Here is a 20,188-nt window from a genome sequence, read left to right as displayed (position 1 = left end):
GCAAATGTGTTAGATACTGAAGCATCTCGCTATTGTCTTAGTTTTTTGAAGGGAACTTCCCGGCTTAGCCCTCAAACGTACCAAATAAGTTAAATAGCGATGCTATCACTTCGGGTGATAGCATCGCTATGTTATTATTCACAGCTTGGACAGATTTTCCTGAGCATTGGATCGGTAGGGCAGGAGTCGGTATCAGCATTGAGTGCTTTTTCCACAACTTCATCGCCGAACTTTTTCCGGGCTTTAGCTTCCAGTTTTTTGGTGTCCATATCCTCGGGCTTTTCTTTGTTCTTGGGCGTTGAACCATTATTAGCGGTAGCAGCACCGAACCCTTTGCGAGAACCCCGCTTGTTAACTTCCTCGGTATACTTTTCGCCCTTCACTACCTTGTCTATAAAGCAGTAGTAGGTAGATTTCAGCTTTTCCTCCCAGGCATAGAGGTAGATCTCTTCCATATCGTCGCGGTACCGTTCATCGATATAAAGAGATTTTGATACCGACTGATCAATAGACTTTTGGAAGGCCGCTGCAATATCAATCTGCCGTTTGGGGTGTATCTCATAGGCTGTTTTGTACAGGTCTTTATCGATAACACCATCCAGCTCTGCGATAAGTTGTACCGATCCGTTATTGGCCTTGATCTTTTGAGCCATATCGTCATTCCATCGCTCTTTTTCTTCCAGGTCTTCAATGAGCTGTTGATTGATGACAATGTTTTTGCCGGAAAGGGTATCACGGGAGTAGAGATTGCTAAAATAGCTGTCGATAGATGAAGTGGTACCCGAGATGATAGAGATCGAAGCGGTAGGGGCAATGGCAAGTAGCACGGCATTTCGGCGCGGTTTGTAATCGTAGGCATTGCCCTTTTCTTTTACTTCTTCGTAGTGCGCAAAAGCTCCTCGCTCTTCGGCCAACTCTTGGGAGGTACGATAGGTAACCTCCCGCATAAATGAGCCTAATTTTCGAGCCAGTAGTACTGCTTCTTCCGAGTCATAGGGGATACCGAGATCTAACAGTGCCTCAGCAAAGCCCATCAGGCCGATCCCCAGCGGACGTAGGTCCATAGTGTTCTTTTTGGCTTCTTCGGAGGGGTAGAAATTTTTGTCCAGAATATTGTCGAGTCCGCGGGTCATGGTTTCCAGCGTATCTTCGAGCTTATCCCAGTCGACATCGCTGTGATCATCTTTTACATGTTTGGAAAGGTTTACAGAGGCTAGCGTACATACGGCGGTAGAATCCGGTCGATTGGGGATAGAGATCTCGGTACACAGGTTAGAACTGTTGATAGCGCTGTACTGCGGACATGGATTGTGGCGGTTGTGCTCATCTTTGAATATAAGCCACGGGTGTCCGGTTTTGGCCAGCTTAAACAGGTATTTTTTGAAAAAGTTCTTACTGTCGCGTTTGTCGTACTGGGTTAACCCACCTGCTTCTGCTTGCTCAATGCGCTTCTCATATTTCTTCTTGAAATCGTCGCCCATAGCTTCCACAAGTTCCGGGCATTCGCCGGGATCAAACAGATAAATAGGTTCATCTTCCCGGATTCGGCGCATCATTTCGTCGGGCATCCAGATGCTAGTATTAAGAGAGGGCGTTCTGAAATAGGCGTTTCCGGTGGTTTCGCGCAGATCCAAGAACCCGTCAATATCGAGGTGCCACGGCTGCATTGAGATAACCTGCGAGCTCCGGCGACGGCCGCCCTGCTGTATAGAATTGACCAGCGTGTCAAATATTTTGATAAAGGGGATGGCTCCCGATGATGGGGCATTCAAGGATTTTATATTAGAACCTGTGGCCCGGATACGGCTCACATCGGTACCTACGCCGCCGGCATATTTGGCTAAGAAAGCAGTCTCGCGGGCTTTATCCATAATGGAATCCAGTGAATCATCAATCACACTGACATAGCACGAAGAATATTGTGAGGTCGTTGTCCCGGAATTAAAGAGGGTAGGCGTGGAGTGCAGGTATTCCAGGTTGGAGAGCTTATTGTACATCTTCACGATCTCCTCGTTGGAGTTACCGATCCCCATAGCTACTCGCATAAAAAACCACTGCGGCTTTTCGATAGTCTGATCGTCCCGGTTTGTCATCAGGTAACGATCGTTAAGGGTGGTAAGTCCGAAGTAGCCGAGCAGACCATCACGTTCGAAATCGAGTGTATTTGCGAGCAGGTCGAGGTCAAATTCTTTAAGTCGGTCATCCAGCAGATTCTGTTCAAATGCCTGGTCAAGGTAGGCTCGGAACCCATCCAGCCGCCGGTCTATATCCTTATTGATGATTTTGAGCAGTTGTCGCGTGGCCAGTGTATCATACACTGGGTGCTTGGGAATAAGCTGCTCGATGGCCTTCAAGACCAGCCGGTCGAGTTCTTCGGTGGTGACTCGTTCAGGGACTTTTAGATCCAGCTCTTTCATGATCAGGAAGACCAGCTCATAATCGTCCTCTACCTCCAGTCCCTGTATGATGTTAAAGATGGCATTAATGATTTTTTGAGTGCGAAATGGTTGTTCTGTTCCATCACGCTTTATGACGGTACGTTTCATAATATTGATATGTTTATAGATATAATTTGGTTTCTACTGTCATCTCTCCGTTGGTCGAGATGCTGAAACAAGTTTAGCATGACAAAGAATGATCTAGTAATTCGTGTATTCGGTGGAGGAGACCTCGAAAAAATTGATAAGCTTCTTCACGTCCTCTTTCTGGAGAAATCGCAAGGGATTCTCATTCACATGGAACTCCTGTTGGAAACCAAGTTCCTGCAGGCGACGGTCGGTGATATATTTCAGGTAGCGCTCCATTTCACCGGATGAAATGCCCAGGATAGTACGATCGGCGAACTGGTGTTTTACGTATTCAATTTCAAGGGCCGTTCCTTCCAGAATAACATTGCGGATATCTTGCACATATTCGGAGTCTTCGACGATTGCTGGGTTTTCTTCCAGCATAATGAGAATAGCTTCAATCCCATTTTGTAGGTGCAGTGATTCATCAATAAGTACCAGTTCTACCCCCGATACCACATTTTTCATTTTGGCCATATCCTTAAGCGCAAAAAAATGGGCGAAAGAGGAGTAGAAAAAGATGCCTTCGAGAACAATGTTGTTCAGCAGAATGGCTCGCAATATCTGTTTTTGTCCCTCCAGACTTTCGGGATCGATTTTACCATGGCTGATTTTGTCAATTTCATCAACAACGAGCGACTGTTTTTTTCGCAGGATAGGGTCGGAAAATGCGACATCATACATCTTTTCACGATCCATGCCAAAGGACTGCAATACAATCTCAAAAAAGTCGCTGTGTATGTTCTCCATAAACAGCTGTGTACTAAAGCTCATCTTGGCATGGGGATCAGTCAGCAGTGGAAAGAATGAGTTTACCAGCACGTTTTGTACCAGCAGTTCCGAAGAACAGAAGTACCCAACCGCGGTATCAAACAGGCGTTTCTCATCCTCCGATAGTGAGTGGTAGTCCAGGGCATCTTGCTGGATGTTCAACTCCTCTGGGAACCAAATAACTTTTTTCTGCTTTTCATATAGTTTCTTGAAGATAGGATAGGAAGGATCTGCGCTTAGTTGAATATTTTCGCGTACCGAAGTACGACCTATTAATTTACTAGCCATAGTAGTTTCGTTTTAGCTTTGAATTATGAGAAGGGGGCTAAAACGTTGAGAGGCAGAGATAAGAAGATACGGTAATGTAAGGGTCAAGCTGTCTAATACAATCCTGCCTTTCAACAACGCCTTAACTCCCGAAGGCCTCGTTTACTTGATTCAAAGGCAGGTCTCCTGACTTACCGAACAGTTTCCTGATACCTTCCCGTCTCTTTTGGGGTTGAGACAGTGGTTTATATCAAAAAAAATCGGATTACAGTTGCGGGAACAGTTCCGGTTTTACACCGGATTCCCTTTTCATCTGCCGACTGGCAGACACCTTGGAATCAGAACTTAAGAAAAAGGGTACTATCGCCATTGTCAACGAATACTTTTCCACAAAAAGACGGAGTTTTCAACAATAGGGGGTACTGAGAGTTAAACAAATAGGATAATGGAAAAGCTAATAATGATGAGAACAAAGAGAGAAAATATTGTACAGAAATGGAGTATCAGTGGCCCTTCTCATTCAGCGTTTTAACAACTTCCAACCAAAAGTGTTTATAAATATCCTGTCGATCGTCCTTGACCCGCAGGTTCATCTGTTCCAGGTGCGAGAGGTTAAGAGTTTTGATATGTTCTCCCCACTTTGCACTTGCTACGGATACCATACCATCATTAATGCCTTCTAAATCAAAGATATGTTTGTTCTGGTAGCGTGCTATAACACGAATAGGTGCATTTGTCCCTTTACCTACAGCTGAGCTATAAGAGTAGTAAGGAATGTCAGGAACATTAGGTACCTGAGGATTAAAAACTTCAGTAACATATTTCCTGGTTAGTTGTTCGGCAGAACCCACCGAATCACTTTTGGTTTTGGGATAGATACGATCTCCCATCCAATCAAGAAAATCGGCTAGTTTATCGCGAATAGCGTCGGGGGTTTTAAGGGTAAGTTCAGCTAGGCTGGTTCCCCGATGCGGTGTACATATTGTAGTGAAAGATGCCACCTGTTTAGCGATATCAAGCTTTGTCAGCGCGTATCGCATATCTAATCCTCCCATACTATGGGCAACAATATTGACTTTACCACCAGGTAAATCCTCGGTAAGTTCTTTGATAAGCTTGACCCATCCCTTAGCGCGTGTTTCAATTTTGGCATAGGGTACAATGTTAGGAGCAAAGGCCGGTACATTATGGGTGCGCAGCAGCATGGCAACATCATAAAGAGGGGAGGGTTTTACCAAAGATGCAATTGCTCCATAACCGTGGCAAAGCAGAACCGGATGTTTGAGAGTAATACTTTCGGGCTCAGGAAATTCATCTATTTCAAATCGTTTAAGCCATTTGTTAGTATCGAGACGGTCAATCATATCAATAATCAGCTTTTGGCGGCGGTATTATATCGACTCCGGATTTTTTTAACTCTGGTAGCTTTTCAGTAAGCCAAGACAGCGTTATCTCATTGCCGGAGATCAGTGCAATAGATGGGGTGTCTGGCTTTGTTAAATTTTCCAATTTTTTAATAAAAGCCCCCTTACCCATATCGGAGTGCAAGATAAGGGCATTATCAGCATCCACAAAGGACATTTTTGTTTGTTCGATAAGTTCTTTTTTTGCTGATGATTTTTCTGAACTACTGAGATACATCATTGTTGTCTCGGGCAGAACCTGTTGAAGTTGTTTTATTTTGTCGATAGCCGTAGAACGGTTCACCTTAATAAGGTCCTCGCCATCGTGATTTTGCAACCAAAATATAATTCGATTATATCTGCTGCCAAGCTTTTTTCGCCAGTCATTAGCTTGCATAGGGTTATCAATCTTTAAAACAATAGGGATGGGTTCTCCATATTGTTGAATCTGATCAATAACAGGTTCTCCGGGCATCTCATCAAAAGAGATCAGTAAGCTGGCTTGGTCTCTGCGATATGCCAAGTCCGGATCTGTTTGGAGGCTAATAGAGCGGATGACAGTGCCCTTGTATACCAAGTGGATATCCATATCTTCTTGTGGAAAGGTAACCCGGGCGGGGGTTTCGACCGAATAAAAATGGAAGCGTTTATTCAGCTCTGCATGAAAGTGTGTTTTCGAGAATTGATATGGTACACCAAGCTGATAGCTTTTACGTGAAAAATCAGGTGTAACGTTGATTGTTGAAATCCGAACTTGCCGCTGAGGAATATTAAAATTAGAAAGTTCGGTTTGTATCAGCGAATCGGCTTGGGCAAAGCTCTGGAGGTGCTTTGGTGCACTATCAAAAGTAACGAAAAACATATACCCACTAATTGCACAGGCAGTAAATAAAAGTAGCGCAATTATTCTTTTTTTCTTTTGTTCCTTCAAGCCAGATACTAGATATTAAGTTGGCATTTGGGCCACCTAATAATAGCTGTTATTCTGATGTAAATCTATCGGAATTTTGTGCTGGGTGTAACTCTTTCTTCTACTGGTATAATTATAAAAAGGATAAATTAAAATATATATGTCGTTTGATTTTGAACAGGTCTGCTCTGACAAACAGGTAGAGGCTTTTCATATGCTGCCATTTCAAATTTATGAGGACTATCCCCAGTGGGGGCCACCCTTTCGATTTGAAATTGAAAATATTTTTGATCCTGACTCTAATGCTTTTTTTGAAAAGGGGGAGTGCGAGCGTTACCTGGTAAAAGATGATGGCACTGTGGTAGGACGTTTTGCAGTAATGAATACACCTGAACGTGATAAAGTATTAGACCCTCCTATGGGTGGGCTGGGATTTATTGAGATGCAAAATGATCCTGATTTGGCCCAAGCTATTATTGACTTTGCTAAAAAGTGGCACCGCCAGCGAGGATATAATGCTATGCAGGGGCCAATCAATTTTGGGGAAAATGATACGTATTGGGGATTGTTGGTAGAAAACTATGATGAGCCTCCCATTTATGGCATGTTTTATCACCCCCCTTACTACAAAGAGTTATTGGAACAAACGGGGGCTCAAAAACTGGATGATCACTGGAGTTACAAACGGGATTTTGAACAGCCCATCCCTGAGCGGATGAAACGTATTACTGATCGCATCGAAAGCCGTGATGATGTTGAGCTTCGCCCAATAGATATGAATAATATCTACAGGGATGCCGAATATATTCGGGAGATCTATAATGATGCATGGAGAGAACAGGATATTGATGAGCGGGAAGAAGAGTTTACAGAGTTGACGCAAGATACAATCGAAGATATGATCGACAAACTTAAACCGGTACTTATTGCCGAAAGCGTATTAATTGCTTTTGTTGATGGTCGTCCTGCCTCTTTTATAGTTTGCGTTCCTGATTTAAATGAAATTTCAAGAGAAACCGGGGGTAAACTTCGTTGGTGGCATTATCCCAAATTGTTCTGGTTTAAACGCCGGGCTAAACACTTACGTACGTTGGTTTATGGTACACGTCCGGAGTATCGAAAGATGGGATTAGAAGCCTTAACATTTACACGCGGGATACAATATACAAAGGAAGCAGCTCCCACCTTAGAATATTTGGAAGGAGCTTGGGTTAGTGAAAAAAATTGGTTGATGCAGCGAAGTTTAGAAGCATTGGGATGTTATCACCATAAAACCCACAGAACCTACAAATGGGAGTTTTAAAAAAAGGAACAGTTTATATTTGCAAATATAAATTTAGTTGCCCTTTTTGGGGTGATAATATAAAAATATGTATTTAGGATATGGATCAGTTTCTATTTGATGTAAACCCCAATCCCATATTGATATATGAGAAAGGGACTCTTCGAATTCTGAGCGTAAATGATAGTTTTCGAAAAAAATATGAGTACTCCCAAGAAGAGGTAAAGACATTAACTCTCGAGGATATTCGCCCACCCGAGAGAAAAGAGGAACTGTATAAAGCGCTTGATAACAATGATAGAGAACCTAAATCTGTACATCATCAGTCAAAAACCGGAAAGCCTTTTTATGTGAATTTATCTTCACATGACTTTGAATATGAAGGGAAAAATGCTCGGGTAGTTTTTATTCATGATGTGACTGATCGTGTTATTGCTGAAAATCGGGCGAGAAGTGCATTTAATGAACTTAATCACCATGTGAAAGAAAGTCCACTGGCTATGATTAAATGGGATGCCGGTTTTAGAGTGATCAAATGGTCGCAACGGTCCCAAGAAATGATGGGATATACCGAAGATCAGGTTATGGGGAAAACGCCTTTTTTCTTTCGGTATAAAGATCCTGCCGATAAAGCAGTAGTAGAAAAGAAGGTAGAAGATATAACCTCTGGTAAAGCAGATAGGGTGGTTTTTAATACACGACTTATAAATATCGAGGGAGAGGTGGTTTATTTACGGATACACGGCTCAGCCCTTCGCGACGATGAAGGACAGTTGGTATCTGTATTAACCTTTATGGAAAATATCACGGAAGTGATGAAAACGAAGCATAAATACCAACGACTTTTTGAGAACGCAAATGATGGTATTTTTTTAATGGATGGGGCTACATTTGTTGAATGCAATAAGCAGGTTGTAAATATGTTCGGATGTTCTCAAAAAAAGGAGGTATTGGGAAAAACTCCAGATGTATTTTCTCCGGAATACCAGCCCGATGGCAGATCGTCGAAAGAGAAAGCTTTGGAAAAAATAAATGAGGCGTTTAATGGTACGCCCCAGGTATTTGAGTGGGTACATCAAAAAAAAGATGGCTCAAATGTTGATACTCAGGTGAGCCTAAATAAGATAGAACTGGGAGAAAAGGAATATGTGCAGGCTATAGTTAGGGATCTTACTGCCCAAAAGGAAGTCAAGAAGATGGTCAGAAGAAATGAAAAGATGTTTCATAAGCTTTTTCTCAATGCCCCCAGTGCCATTGTAATGGTTGATGAAAATAATCGGGTAAAAAGGGTGAATGAAAGTTTTGAACAACTTTTTGGATACTCAGAAAAAGAAGTTTTGGATCGAGATATTGATACCATTATTGTTCCTGAACATGACGATACCGTTCCACAAAAACCTGCAGAAGTTTTTCGAGATGGTAAGTTATATGAGGACGTGGTCCGCTATACCAAAGACGGGGAGGCGAAAGATGTGTTGCTGGCTGCTATTCCTGTTTTTTTGGATGATGATCCGATAGCTGGGTTTGGAGTATATACTGATATTACTGCCCGCAAGGAAAATGAGCGAAAACTTCAAAAGTCGGTCAAAGAGAAGCAGGTTCTCCTTGAAGAGATACATCACAGAGTAAAAAATAATCTTGCGATTATTTCAGGTTTTCTCCAATTGCAGGCTTTTGAAATTGAGGATACTAAAATTAAAGAGGTGCTCAGTGACAGTCAGCTCCGTATTCAGTCAATAGCAATTGTACATGAGATGCTTTATCAGTCGGATGATTTTGCCGATATATCATTTGAAACTTATGTTAAACGGCTTATTGAAACTGTGGAAAAAACGCTTCCACTGAACTATCAGCATATTGATATCGACATTAGTGCTTCCGATGTTGCGCTCGACATCAACCAGGCTATACCATGTGCTATCTTAATCAATGAACTAGTTACGAATGCATATAAGCATGCTTTTCAAGGGAGAGATGCTGGCAAGATTTGGATTAGCCTTGAGCGAAATGCAGATCGTATTAATCTGAAAATACAAGATAACGGGGTAGGGCTACCAGAGGATTTTTCAATTGAGAATCAAAATTCAATTGGGATGAATCTCATTCAGACTTTAACCCAGCAGTTAAATGGTTCACTTCAGGTGTACAACGATGGTGGAAGTTGCTTTAAGGTCTGCTTTCAAAAAACAGAGCAAGCCAGTAAGCCTCAATTTGCGGGAATCGAAGAAAAGTAGAGCGAATAAGATTATCCAAGTATTTTTTGCAAGACCCTATTAGCTACTTCTTTTTTGCTGCCTTTATATTCTTTGTTGGTTCTATTATTAATAAGATGCACTCTGTTGGTATCAGATTGAAAGCCAGCATCAGGATCAGAGATAGAGTTTGCTACGATCCAATCTGCCTTTTTCTTCTCTAATTTTGAACGTGCATTTTTAAGAAGATCTTCGGTCTCCATTGCAAAACCGATCAATTGCTGTCCCTTTTTCTTATGCTCACCTAACCAAGCCAGTATGTCCTGAGTTCTTATGAGGTGGAGGTCAGTATTTGCCCCTTCCTTTTTTATTTTTTGCTGTTTCTTTTCCTGTGGGGTAAAATCAGAAACGGCTGCAGCCATGATAACAACATCAGCATCCGACTCTTTTTTCACTTCTTCAAACAAGTCGGCCGCTGATTCAATTTCAACGGTACTAATACCGTACGGCTTTGGTATGGTGACGTGTCCATGGATAAGAGTTACTTCGCCCCCAAGGTTACGAGCCGCTTCGGCCATGGCAAAGCCCATCTTTCCTGAACTAGGATTGGAGATAAAACGAACAGGGTCGATGTGTTCCCGGGTAGGTCCTGCTGTTACTAGCACTTTTTTTCCAGATAATGGACCATCAGACTTTTCCTTTTGTATGACTTGATTACTTTTATCCAGTATTTTAAACACGTCTGGCAATCGTCCTTTTCCTTCAAGCCCACTGGCCAGGTATCCCTCATCGGGTTCCAGCAGGTAGTATCCAAGGTCGTGGATGGTTTCTAGGTTCGTTTGAACAGCAGGAGCCTCATACATTTCCCCGTCCATGGTAGGGCAAATAAGAAGCGGACAACGTGCTGCCAGTACGGTAGCAGTGAGCATATTATCAGAAATTCCATGGGCAATTTTAGCCAGCGTATTGGCTGTACAAGGGGCCACAACAAAAAGATCGCTCCATTCGCCCCAAGAGATATGCTGAGTCCACGACTCTGTAGCAGCGTGATTTTCTGGGAAAACCTCTACGGCTACTTCATGTTTGGAGAGAGAAGAAAAAGTTTCAACACCTACAAATCGGGTAGCAGCAGGAGTCATAGTTACACGTACCTCGGCCCCCGCTTTTTGATAGGCCCGTAAAAGAAAAGCAGCCTTATAGGCTGCAATTCCTCCAGTAACACCAAGTATTATCCGTTTGCCGGATAACATAAATTAATCTTCTTCTGGATAACGGAAATAAACTTCACCACGTCGCATCTCATCAATAGCTCGCTGTGTAGCGTGTGGAAGTTTTTCAAAATCCTTAGAGATGTTTTCTTGCTCTTCGTTAAAAGAGAAATCGTCATCATCGTCAAAGCCTTCAAAATACTTCAGTTTTTCGTCGAGCTGAAGCTTTTCATTAGCGGCAATTTGTCGTGCCCGCTTAGACATAATAGTAATCAATTCATACTGATTACCAGTGTCTTTGTTGAGCTTTTCAATATCTAGCGTTTTTATACCCATGTTGTAATCCAGCTTTTTAGTCGGTGATAAAAGATTCTATAATTTCCTTGACTTCTGTGTATGCCGTTTCTAAATCATCATTGACCACAGAATAATCGAAGTCTTCAGCATGCTGCAACTCTATCTTAGCACGTTCTAGCCGTCTTGAGAGCGACTCATCCGTTTCACTGCCCCGGTTGGCCAATCGTTCTTTGAGAACATCCATTGAGGGCGGTTTGATGAAAATCGAAATCAGGCTATCTTTTTCATAAATGCGCTGTACGTTGAGTGCACCTTTTACTTCGATATCAAGCAGAGGAAAATACCCAGATTCCACCAGTTTATCAACTTCAGATTGTAGGGTCCCGTATTTATTACCGCTGTATTCTTCCCATTCTAAAAAATCATCCTCTTTTACTTTCCTGCTGAACTCTTCTTCACTCAAAAAATAGTACTCTCGCCCGTCTTTTTCGCCTTTGCGTGGGGGACGAGTGGTGGCCGAGGTAGAAAACTTAATTTTCGGATTGTCAGCAAGCAGTTTTCGGGCAATAGTTGTTTTACCGGCTCCGCTGGGCGCTACAATGACAATAATCTTTCCTGCTTTCTTGTTACTCAACGTTTTGCACCTGTTCTCTAATCTGTTCTAAACTTTCTTTTGCTTGTACTACGTATTGAGAGATTTCTGAATCATTGGCTTTTGATCCGATGGTATTTATCTCTCTGTTAATTTCCTGGCTTAGAAAATTCAAGCGACGTCCCACGGCATCATTATTATTGATGGCCTCTCGGAAAAACTTAATATGAGCCTGTGTGCGGACTATTTCTTCAGTGATATCCTGCTTGTCAACTAACACCGCCACTTCCATTTCCAAACGTTCGTCATCAATTTTATCGTTATCTATAAGATCATTGATACGCTTCAACAGGTCATCGCGGATCTCTTGGGTACGTCCTTCAAGTTTGTCCATTATGATCGTAAGCATTTCATCAATATGGGCTACTCTGTTATTGAGGTCCTCCTCGAGCTGGCTACCTTCTTGAAGTCGCATCTCTACCAGTTTTTCAGCCGCTGATGTTGTTGCATCTTTGGTAAGCTGCCAGATTTGTTCAATTTCTTCAGCATCCTGTTCTCGCGACTCAAAAATATCCTTGAACTCCAACAAGGTTTCTAATTGAACAGGCTCTTCAATACCTGCAGCTTCTCGAAGATCATTAAGTAACTTTTTATACCCTTCAACTAAGTTTTTATTAAACGTAATTTCTGGGATTCCGGTATCTGCTTTATCAATCCGTATAGATACATTTACTTTGCCTCTTTCTACATAAATTTGCAATAACTCTTTGAGTTCCAGCTCTTTATTTTGAAGAGATTGAGGAAGTCGGAATGAAATATCAAGGTATCGACTGTTCACTGTTTTAAGTTCAACAGTTACAGTAATACCATTGGCAGAAGATTCACCTCGGCCAAAACCGGTCATGGATTTGATCATAGCAACATTTTCTGGTAAAAATTTAAAAAAGCGACGACAGAAGATACGAAAGAATGTTTCTCAACAAAATTGTTACTTTCCACCCATCCTAGTACGTGTTGATTCCTGATAATTCGGAATGAATTTAACTATCCTAAAGTGATGTTTGAAAAATTTGCTAACCACTAGTTTCGAGGGAGTTGTGTTCCCGTTGAAAGGCTAGGGCGTCGATGAAATAATCAGCCGGTAGTAAGGAATAAAGTTTGGCAAACTCTTTAAAGAAATTACGCTTGAACTTTATCAACAACCTGTTCTGCCAATGATTTCGCCTTTTCCGCCGTTATTCCCTCGGAATAAACACGTATAATGGGTTCAGTATTTGATTTTCGCAGGTGTACCCATCCATCTTTAAAGTCAATTTTTACGCCATCGGTGGTATCCGGCTCATAATCGGAATAAATAGATTTCGCTTTTTCAAGTATGGCATTTCCATCCACATCAGCCAGTTGTATCTTACTTTTGCGCATTGAATAGTCGGGCAAGGTGTTGCGATAGTCATCAGAAGTGATATCGCGTTCAGCTAACAGTTGTAGGACCATTGCTACCCCCACAAGGGCATCACGACCGTAATGCAGATCGGGATTGATAACACCGCCGTTGCCTTCTCCGCCTATTACGGCTCCAACTTCCTGCATCTTCTTTACAACATTAATTTCGCCCACTGCAGATCGGTAACACTGCTGGTCATGCTTTTGCGCTACATCTTCTGCTACCCTGGAAGAAGAAAGGTTGGTAGCGCAGGGACCATTCTTTTTTCCCAGCATAAAGTCGAAAGCAGTAGCCTGTGTGTATTCTTCGCCAAAGAGTTTACCTGTGTTAGTAACAAGGGCCAAGCGGTCGGCATCGGGATCGGTGACAACTCCTAAATCACAGTTTTTATTTTTAACTAGGTCGCATACATCCTGCAAGTGTTCGGGCAGGGGTTCTGGATTATGCGCAAACCTTCCGTTGGTTTCTTCATTGATCATATGAATTATTTCCACGCCAAGCGCCTTAAGGATGGCAGGGATACCAATGGCCCCGGTTCCATTTACAGGATCAATCCCTACGGAAAAGTTTTTTGAGGCAATAAGTTCTGGATCAATATATGGAAGGTCTAAAATTGATTGCACATGCTGATCCAGCGCATCTGTATCGGTTGTAACAGTTCCGATATCATCATAGCTTGCGTAAGAGTATAATTTCTCTTCGCTTATACGGATAATTTCTTTGCCTTGTTCGGCATCCAGAAATTCACTTTTGCCATTTAATAACTTTAAAGCATTCCAGTCGGCAGGATTATGACTGGCAGAAATAATAATAGCTCCATCAGTATTATGCTTTAGAACCGACATTGCTACAGTAGGGGTGGGTACAACACCCACTTTGACAACCTCGCATCCCACTGATTGTAAAGTGGCTGATACGATATCCTCGCAGATTTGGCCGGTTACCCTTGTATCACGGCCTACAATCACTTTCCCATTGCCTGTCCAGTTTCCGAAAGCAGCGGTAAAACGGCTAAGGTTTTCAGGTGTCAAGTCTGTGCCGAAAATGCCCCGGATGCCCGAGACCGAAATCATTAAACTCATAAAGTGATTTTTTTAAAAGTGGGTTATAAATCTAAATTTTTCAAAACTACTAATTATTTACTGCGTTCGGGAGTCCAATTTTCTTCTCGCACCCCGGCAAGTTTATTTTCATAGCGAGCGATTACAAATAAAAAATCGGAAAGGCGATTTAAAAATTTGACACAATTGTCAGATATTTTATCAGTTTCTTGGCAGGCAACGGCAGCGCGTTCAGCCCTTCTGCATACCGTTCGTGCTATATGTAAGGTGGCGCCGGGTTGCGATCCACCGGGAAGAATAAAATTTTTCAGGGGCTCCAACTCTTCCTCCATGTTGTCAATGGCCTCTTCCAGAAAGGTGATATTTTCTTCGCTGATGCGTTCGATACGTGTTTCAGATGACGGAGGCGTTGCAAGGTCTGCTCCCAATGTAAAAAGCAGTTCCTGAACAGTATTAAGTAGATCTGTTCCTCGGTCAGAAAGCTCATAGCTGGCAGCCAAACCAACAAAAGAGTTTAGTTCATCGACATTTCCATACGCTTTAATACGTTCTGCAGACTTAGAAACACGTTGACCACCAAATAGTGAAGTGTCTCCGGAGTCGCCTCTTTTGGTGTATATCTTCATGACAATTGTTTTGTAGAAAAATTGATAGGCTAAAGTACGGAGTGATAAGCACACTTTCAGGTGAAAACGAAAAGAAGGTTATCTGCTCATCGTTACAAAGCTGGGACCAATTAATTCAGTGTTAATCCCATTGTGTTCCAGCTTTTGCATGTTGTGTTCAAACTGCTCTGACTGAGATGTTCGACATGCAAGGGTAACGGTTACTTCTTCAAGATACTCGGCATTTAGCTCTTTAAGGTCGAATTTATTTTTTAAACGATCGATTTCTGATTGAGCAGAATAGGGATATTGAACTTTGAAATTTTGAGTGCGAATCAATGTTGCTAATGGTGCTTGTTGCAGGCAAAGTTCTGCGGAACGGCCATAGGCTTCAATTAATCCTGATTTACCAAGTTTTGTTCCACCATAATAACGAACCACTACACATCCACAATTTACTACTTCATAAGATTTGAGTTTGTTTAGGATTGGGAGTCCAGCTGTACCACTGGGTTCGCCGTCATCTTGTGCAAATTCTTCTATATTATTAGGATTAATACGCCAGCCATAGCAATGATGGGTAGCATCCGGATATTTTGATTTAACCTGTTGGAGCTGGTCATCGAACGCTTCTGTCGAAGAAGCTGAAAACAGGTAGCCAATAAACTTTGACCCTTTTTCGCGAAAATTAGTCTGAATTGAATTACTGACAGTATTCAAATTTTGCAGAATGATGGTATTGGGGTTAAAAACTTTTTCATCACTTTCGAAATTAAGGATTTTTATTAGAGAAAATAACTTCCAATTTAGAACATTTCTGAATAAGAATTTTGGTTTTAAAATGCTCCTATAACCTTGCCTTTTTATCCATTTAGCCACATCTTCTACCCCTCGGAACGAGGATCCGTACGTTGGCGTTAACGCAACGGAGTAAACATAATAGATCAAATATTATACTACGATGCCATCATTTCTAGACGCGCTAAAATCTCAGGTTGGCCGCAAGATTTTAACAGGTATAACAGGAGTTGGCCTCATTATTTTCATAATTTTTCATCTCATTGGGAATTTAGCTCTTTTTGGCGAGCCTCAAGCCTTTAATGAGTATACCTATTTTCTGGAGAATTTAGGATTTTTACTCTATTTCCTTGAAGCAGGCTTAGCAACAGCTTTTTTATTACATGCTTATATCGGTATTTCTATTTGGTGGAATCGTCGCAAAGCTCGCCCCGAAGGCTACAAGAAGTATAAAAGCAAAGGCGGCCCCAGTCATCAAACATGGGCGGCCAAGTCTATGATCTTCACCGGCATTGTATTGCTCGTGTTTATCGTTATCCATATTGATACGTTTAAATTTGGAGCCACCGAGACGATTATGCTCAATGGCCACGAAGCCCGAGATTTGAAGGCGTTAGTAATAGAGACCTTCCAAGATCCTATTTATGCTTTTGGTTATACCGTTGTAATGATTCTTTTAGGTCTTCACCTTGGTCATGGCTTTTGGAGCGCTTTCACCTCGTTGACGATGAAGCACAACCGGTATTCTACACTTATATATACCGTGGGTATCATCTTTGCAATTTTGATGGCTGTCGGATTTCTCTTTATCCCGCTGTATATCTATTTCGCAGGACCTGATGCAGCTTTAATTTCTTACTGATTAGAACCTAGATGATAAGCAACAATAATTCATCTGTGTTCTCTAATTCTAACATGATTCGATTATGAACTTAGATTCAAAAGTTCCCTCCGGACCGCTAGAAGATAAATGGTCCAAGCATCTTAACGATATTCAATTGGTAGCGCCCAACAATAAGCGTAAACACGATGTGATTGTAGTGGGTACCGGGTTGGCCGGTGGATCTGCTGCCGCTAGTTTGGCTGAATTGGGATACAATGTTACAAGTTTTTGTATACAGGATTCTGCCCGTCGTGCACATAGTATTGCAGCACAGGGTGGAATAAACGCAGCCAAAAACTATCCCAATGATGGTGATACAATCTGGCGTCTGTTTTATGATACTATTAAAGGCGGTGACTATCGATCTCGTGAATCCAATACCTACAGGCTGGCTCAAATATCAAATGAAATTATTGATCAAGCGGTAGCACAGGGTGTGCCTTTCGCTCGTGAATATGGCGGTCTGCTTGCTAACCGATCGTTTGGTGGGGCACAGGTGTCGCGGACTTTCTACGCTCGTGGTCAAACGGGACAGCAGCTGCTACTCGGTGCCTACCAGGCGATGATGCGCCAAGTGCACAACGGGAAAATTGATATGCAGACCCGGCAGGAAATGTTAGACGTGGTAATAGTTGACGGAAAAGCACGTGGTATTATTACGCGTGACTTGGTTTCCGGCGAAATCCAGCGCTGGATGGCCGATGCTGTTGTACTGGCCAGTGGCGGGTATGGGAATGCCTTTTATTTGTCTACGAATGCTATTAACTCAAACGTAACGGCTGCATGGCGATGCCATAAACGGGGTGCTGCATTTGCAAACCCATGTTATGTTCAGATACACCCAACTTGTATTCCCGTTTCCGGTGACTACCAGTCTAAGCTTACGCTGATGAGTGAGAGTCTCCGTAACGACGGACGTGTTTGGGTACCCAAAGAGAAGGGAGATGATCGCCATCCTAATGATATTCCAGAAGACGAACGTTATTATTACCTCGAAGAAAAATATCCTGCTTTCGGTAACCTGGTACCACGTGATGTTGCCTCTCGTAACGCCAAAATTGTATGTGATGAAGGCATGGGGGTAGGGCCAACAGGTCGTGCAGTATACCTTGATTTCCGTGATGCTATCGAGCGTGAAGGAAAACAGGCGATATCTGACAAGTATGGAAATCTCTTCGAGATGTATGAAAATATTACAGATAATAATCCTTATGAAGAACCGATGCGGATATTCCCGGCTGTGCACTATACCATGGGCGGGCTCTGGGTAGATTATAACCTGATGAGTAATATCCCGGGGCTTTTCGTGGCTGGAGAAGCAAATTTCTCTGATCACGGTGCCAACCGATTGGGCGCCAGTGCATTAATGCAAGGACTTTCTGACGGGTATTTTATTATCCCTTATACAATCGGTAATTACATTGCCGGTGAAGAGTTGCCTGATGTTAGCAAAGATCATGAAGCGTTTGATGAGGCTGCTGAGAATGCGCAAGGGCATATTGATAAGCTCTTCGAAGTTGATGGTGACAAAAGCGTTGTCGAGTTCCATCGTGAGCTGGGACAAATTATGTGGGATAAAGTAGGGATTTCTCGTAGCGAAGAAGGTTTGAAAGAAGCAATTAAGCAGATCCAAGAGCTTCGCGAGGAGTTCTGGAATAATGTTCGCGTACCTGGTGAAGCTGCCAACTACAATAAGTACTTGGAGTTTGCTGGTCGTGTTGCTGATTTCCTTGAGCTAGGTGAACTGATGGCGAAAGATGCCTTGCACCGTGACGAATCCTGCGGTTGCCACCTCCGGGCTGAGCACCAGTCTGAGGAAGGAGAAGCACTGCGTAATGATGAGGAATATTCATATGTAGCTGCTTGGGAATTCCAAGGAGTAAATGGAGAGTTGCAGGAAGAGCTCCACAAAGAAGATCTCGAATTTGAGTTTGTAGAACTGAAGCAGAGAAGTTATAAGTAATAGAGCGCTGATTTACTAGCAATATTATTTGCGTTCCAATTTAATAGATTAAAGAATTATGGCTGATACATTTACCGTTCACCTTAAAATTTGGCGACAAGACGGTCCCAACGAACCCGGTGAGTTAGTCGATTATACTCTTGATAAAGTTAACGAGCATATGTCATTTTTAGAGATGCTCGACGTTCTCAACGAAGAGATCGTAAAAGAGGGCGGTGTTCCTGTTGAATTTGATTACGATTGTCGCGAAGGTATTTGTGGGTCTTGCAACCTGATGATCAATGGTCAAGCGCACGGGCCCAAAGCAATGACCTGCTCGTGCCAGCTGCATATGCGTAATTACAGTGACGGTGATACTATTGTTATTGAACCGTTTCGTGCTAAGGGGTTCCCTGTTGTGAAAGACTTGGTGGTTGATCGCAGTGCTTTTGACCGTATTATTGAAGCCGGTGGATATGTATCTGTTAAGACCGGTTCAGCACCAGATGCCAACTCCATTCCGGTTGATAAATCGGTAGCTGATACCGCTTTTGACTATGCTACTTGTATTGGATGTGGGGCCTGTGTGGCAGCCTGCCCGAACTCCTCGGCCTCGCTGTTTACCGGTGCTAAGCTCGCCCATCTTAATCGTTTACCGCAAGGTGAACCCGAACGAGAAGAGCGTACCGTAGCTATGGTTGAACAGATGGAAGAAGAGGGCTTTGGTGATTGCTCCAATTACGCAGAATGTGAAGCTGTTTGCCCGAAAGGTATCTCGATCTCTGCTATCGCCGAGATGCGACGCAATTATATGAAAGCTGCTTTAAGCGGCTAATCGATGGTATTTATTTTGGACTGATATTTTTCAGTATTTGGCTCCGTAGCTGTGCTATGGAGCTTTTTAATTTTATCCCATGTTCTCTGCCCCAGAAGAAAGTCCTTCATTAATAGAACGATGAACGAAGAAATAAAATTAGTTGTACAAGCATTTAGATCTCCAGTCAGCTCTTCACCCAATTTCGTCAATCTTTTCAAAAGAAGTTTTAATGCCCTTAATTAAAGCAGAGCTGAGCCCGTTGTGTTCCATCTCATTAAGTCCTGCAATGGTACAGCCCTTCGGTGTGGTGACCTTGTCAATTTCATGCTCGGGGTGGTTATTGGAATCCAAAAGTAAAGCAGACGCTCCCAAAGCCGTTTGAGCTGCAATGAACTGTGCTTCCTCGGCATGAAACCCAACCTCAATTCCACCTTGAGATGCTGCACGTATGAATCGTAAAAAGAAAGCGATACCACAAGCCCCCAGTACGGTCGTTGCCTCCATGAGTTCCGATTGTACAACTAAGGTGCGCCCAATAGTTTTGAAGAGCTTAATAACTTCAGTTTCGGCTTCTTTGTTTTCAATTTCTTCGATGCACGTCATCGCTTGGTTTACGGCCGCCGCGGTGTTGGGCATAATGCGTAGTATCGCAAATTTTGGACTGGTCAGTTCGGCAATATCGGCACTGCTGACGCCTGCCATAGTAGAAGACAGGATATGTTTCTTAGAGTCCAGCGCCGGCTTTATCTCTTGGATCAGGTTGTTAATCTGGGCAGGCTGAACAGCAAATATGATGATGTCAGCTCCTTCTACAGCAGCAATATTATCGGTAGAAACATCAACGTTTTTACCTTTCAGGTGCTTAATCAATTTTATATTTCTTCGGGTGACGGTGATATGATATTTGTCAATGGCTTCGGGAGATTGTTTAAAGCCCTGTGCTAACGATGATCCAAGATTTCCTCCACCTAAAATGGCGACTTCGGTTTTCATAGTATTCGATTTTTAATAGATGGCTTTACAAAACTATCTACATTTTGTCATTCTGAGCTTGTTTCAGAATCTCACATGCAGTTGTTGGGTGGGGGGGTAACCCAAGATCCTGAACTGAATTCAGGATGACAATCTAGGTTTTGCAAAGCCTTCTAA

At 42.6% G+C, this 20,188-nt stretch carries 17 protein-coding genes and 1 riboswitch; of the genes, 5 read left to right on the top strand and 12 right to left on the bottom strand.

Annotated elements, in window-relative coordinates; genetic code table 11:
* Positions 1–134: 134 nt before the first annotated feature.
* From FCN14_RS06825 to FCN14_RS06810, 4 genes are all read right to left on the bottom strand, one after another.
* Complete coding sequence (locus FCN14_RS06825) at positions 135–2,546, bottom strand: ribonucleoside-diphosphate reductase subunit alpha (RefSeq protein ID WP_138430459.1); 2,412 nt, start codon at positions 2,544–2,546, stop codon at positions 135–137.
* Between the two features lie 93 nt (positions 2,547–2,639).
* Positions 2,640–3,626: a ribonucleotide-diphosphate reductase subunit beta gene (locus tag FCN14_RS06820; protein WP_138430458.1), complete on the bottom strand. Its 987-nt coding sequence runs from the start codon at positions 3,624–3,626 to the stop codon at positions 2,640–2,642.
* A gap of 138 nt (positions 3,627–3,764) precedes the next feature.
* A riboswitch (cobalamin riboswitch) is annotated at positions 3,765–3,955 on the bottom strand.
* Positions 3,956–4,108: 153 nt separating this feature from the next.
* Positions 4,109–4,969, bottom strand: a complete 861-nt coding sequence (locus FCN14_RS06815) for an esterase/lipase family protein (protein ID WP_138430457.1) — start codon at positions 4,967–4,969, stop codon at positions 4,109–4,111.
* A 1-nt stretch (position 4,970) separates the two neighbouring features.
* Positions 4,971–5,870 carry a hypothetical protein gene (locus tag FCN14_RS06810; protein WP_138430456.1) on the bottom strand — a complete coding sequence of 300 codons (900 nt, stop codon included), beginning with the start codon at positions 5,868–5,870 and terminating at the stop codon, positions 4,971–4,973.
* Between the two features lie 208 nt (positions 5,871–6,078).
* Between FCN14_RS06810 and FCN14_RS06805 the strand changes: the two genes are divergently transcribed.
* Positions 6,079–7,221, top strand: coding sequence for a hypothetical protein (locus FCN14_RS06805; RefSeq protein WP_138430455.1), 1,143 nt, complete (start codon positions 6,079–6,081; stop codon positions 7,219–7,221).
* A gap of 80 nt (positions 7,222–7,301) precedes the next feature.
* Positions 7,302–9,434, top strand: a complete 2,133-nt coding sequence (locus FCN14_RS06800) for a PAS domain S-box protein (protein WP_138430454.1) — start codon at positions 7,302–7,304, stop codon at positions 9,432–9,434.
* Positions 9,435–9,445: 11 nt separating this feature from the next.
* On the opposite strand, the gene coaBC is transcribed toward FCN14_RS06800, so the two are convergent.
* From coaBC to FCN14_RS06765, 7 genes are all read right to left on the bottom strand, one after another.
* On the bottom strand, positions 9,446–10,642 hold the full coding sequence (gene coaBC, locus FCN14_RS06795) for a bifunctional phosphopantothenoylcysteine decarboxylase/phosphopantothenate--cysteine ligase CoaBC (RefSeq protein ID WP_138430453.1): 1,197 nt from the start codon (positions 10,640–10,642) through the stop codon (positions 9,446–9,448).
* A gap of 3 nt (positions 10,643–10,645) precedes the next feature.
* Positions 10,646–10,936 carry a DNA-directed RNA polymerase subunit omega gene (locus FCN14_RS06790; RefSeq protein WP_138430452.1) on the bottom strand — a complete coding sequence of 97 codons (291 nt, stop codon included), beginning with the start codon at positions 10,934–10,936 and terminating at the stop codon, positions 10,646–10,648.
* A 16-nt stretch (positions 10,937–10,952) separates the two neighbouring features.
* Positions 10,953–11,531: a guanylate kinase gene (gene gmk, locus FCN14_RS06785; protein ID WP_138430451.1), complete on the bottom strand. Its 579-nt coding sequence runs from the start codon at positions 11,529–11,531 to the stop codon at positions 10,953–10,955.
* Positions 11,524–12,405: a YicC/YloC family endoribonuclease gene (locus FCN14_RS06780; protein WP_246043114.1), complete on the bottom strand. Its 882-nt coding sequence runs from the start codon at positions 12,403–12,405 to the stop codon at positions 11,524–11,526. Before FCN14_RS06780 ends, gmk begins: the two co-directional genes overlap by 8 nt.
* A 263-nt stretch (positions 12,406–12,668) precedes the next feature.
* Complete coding sequence (gene glmM / locus FCN14_RS06775; RefSeq protein WP_138430450.1) at positions 12,669–14,015, bottom strand: phosphoglucosamine mutase; 1,347 nt, start codon at positions 14,013–14,015, stop codon at positions 12,669–12,671.
* A 53-nt stretch (positions 14,016–14,068) separates the two neighbouring features.
* Positions 14,069–14,620 (bottom strand): cob(I)yrinic acid a,c-diamide adenosyltransferase, encoded by a 552-nt coding sequence (locus FCN14_RS06770; RefSeq protein ID WP_138430449.1) that lies wholly within the window; start codon positions 14,618–14,620, stop codon positions 14,069–14,071.
* Positions 14,621–14,698: 78 nt separating this feature from the next.
* Entirely contained in the window at positions 14,699–15,319 is a 621-nt protein-coding gene (locus FCN14_RS06765) for an IMPACT family protein (protein WP_171032835.1), read from the bottom strand.
* Positions 15,320–15,560: 241 nt separating this feature from the next.
* Between FCN14_RS06765 and FCN14_RS06760 the strand changes: the two genes are divergently transcribed.
* The 3 genes from FCN14_RS06760 (at position 15,561) to FCN14_RS06750 (ending at position 19,057) form a co-directional block, all read left to right on the top strand.
* A complete protein-coding gene (locus tag FCN14_RS06760; RefSeq protein ID WP_138430447.1) occupies positions 15,561–16,259 on the top strand; it encodes a succinate dehydrogenase cytochrome b subunit in 699 nt (232 codons plus the stop codon).
* Positions 16,260–16,323: 64 nt separating this feature from the next.
* Positions 16,324–18,243 (top strand): fumarate reductase/succinate dehydrogenase flavoprotein subunit, encoded by a 1,920-nt coding sequence (locus FCN14_RS06755; RefSeq protein ID WP_138430446.1) that lies wholly within the window; start codon positions 16,324–16,326, stop codon positions 18,241–18,243.
* A 58-nt stretch (positions 18,244–18,301) separates the two neighbouring features.
* Entirely contained in the window at positions 18,302–19,057 is a 756-nt protein-coding gene (locus FCN14_RS06750; protein WP_138430445.1) for a succinate dehydrogenase/fumarate reductase iron-sulfur subunit, read from the top strand.
* Between the two features lie 174 nt (positions 19,058–19,231).
* Here FCN14_RS06750 and proC read toward each other — a convergent pair whose 3' ends face one another.
* A complete protein-coding gene (gene proC, locus FCN14_RS06745; protein ID WP_138430444.1) occupies positions 19,232–20,032 on the bottom strand; it encodes a pyrroline-5-carboxylate reductase in 801 nt (266 codons plus the stop codon).
* Positions 20,033–20,188: the final 156 nt, after the last annotated feature.

The organism is Fodinibius saliphilus (assembly GCF_005869845.1).
Classification (GTDB): Bacteria; Bacteroidota; Rhodothermia; order Balneolales; family Balneolaceae; genus Fodinibius; species Fodinibius saliphilus.
This window is presented reverse-complemented; position numbering and strand designations above follow the sequence as displayed.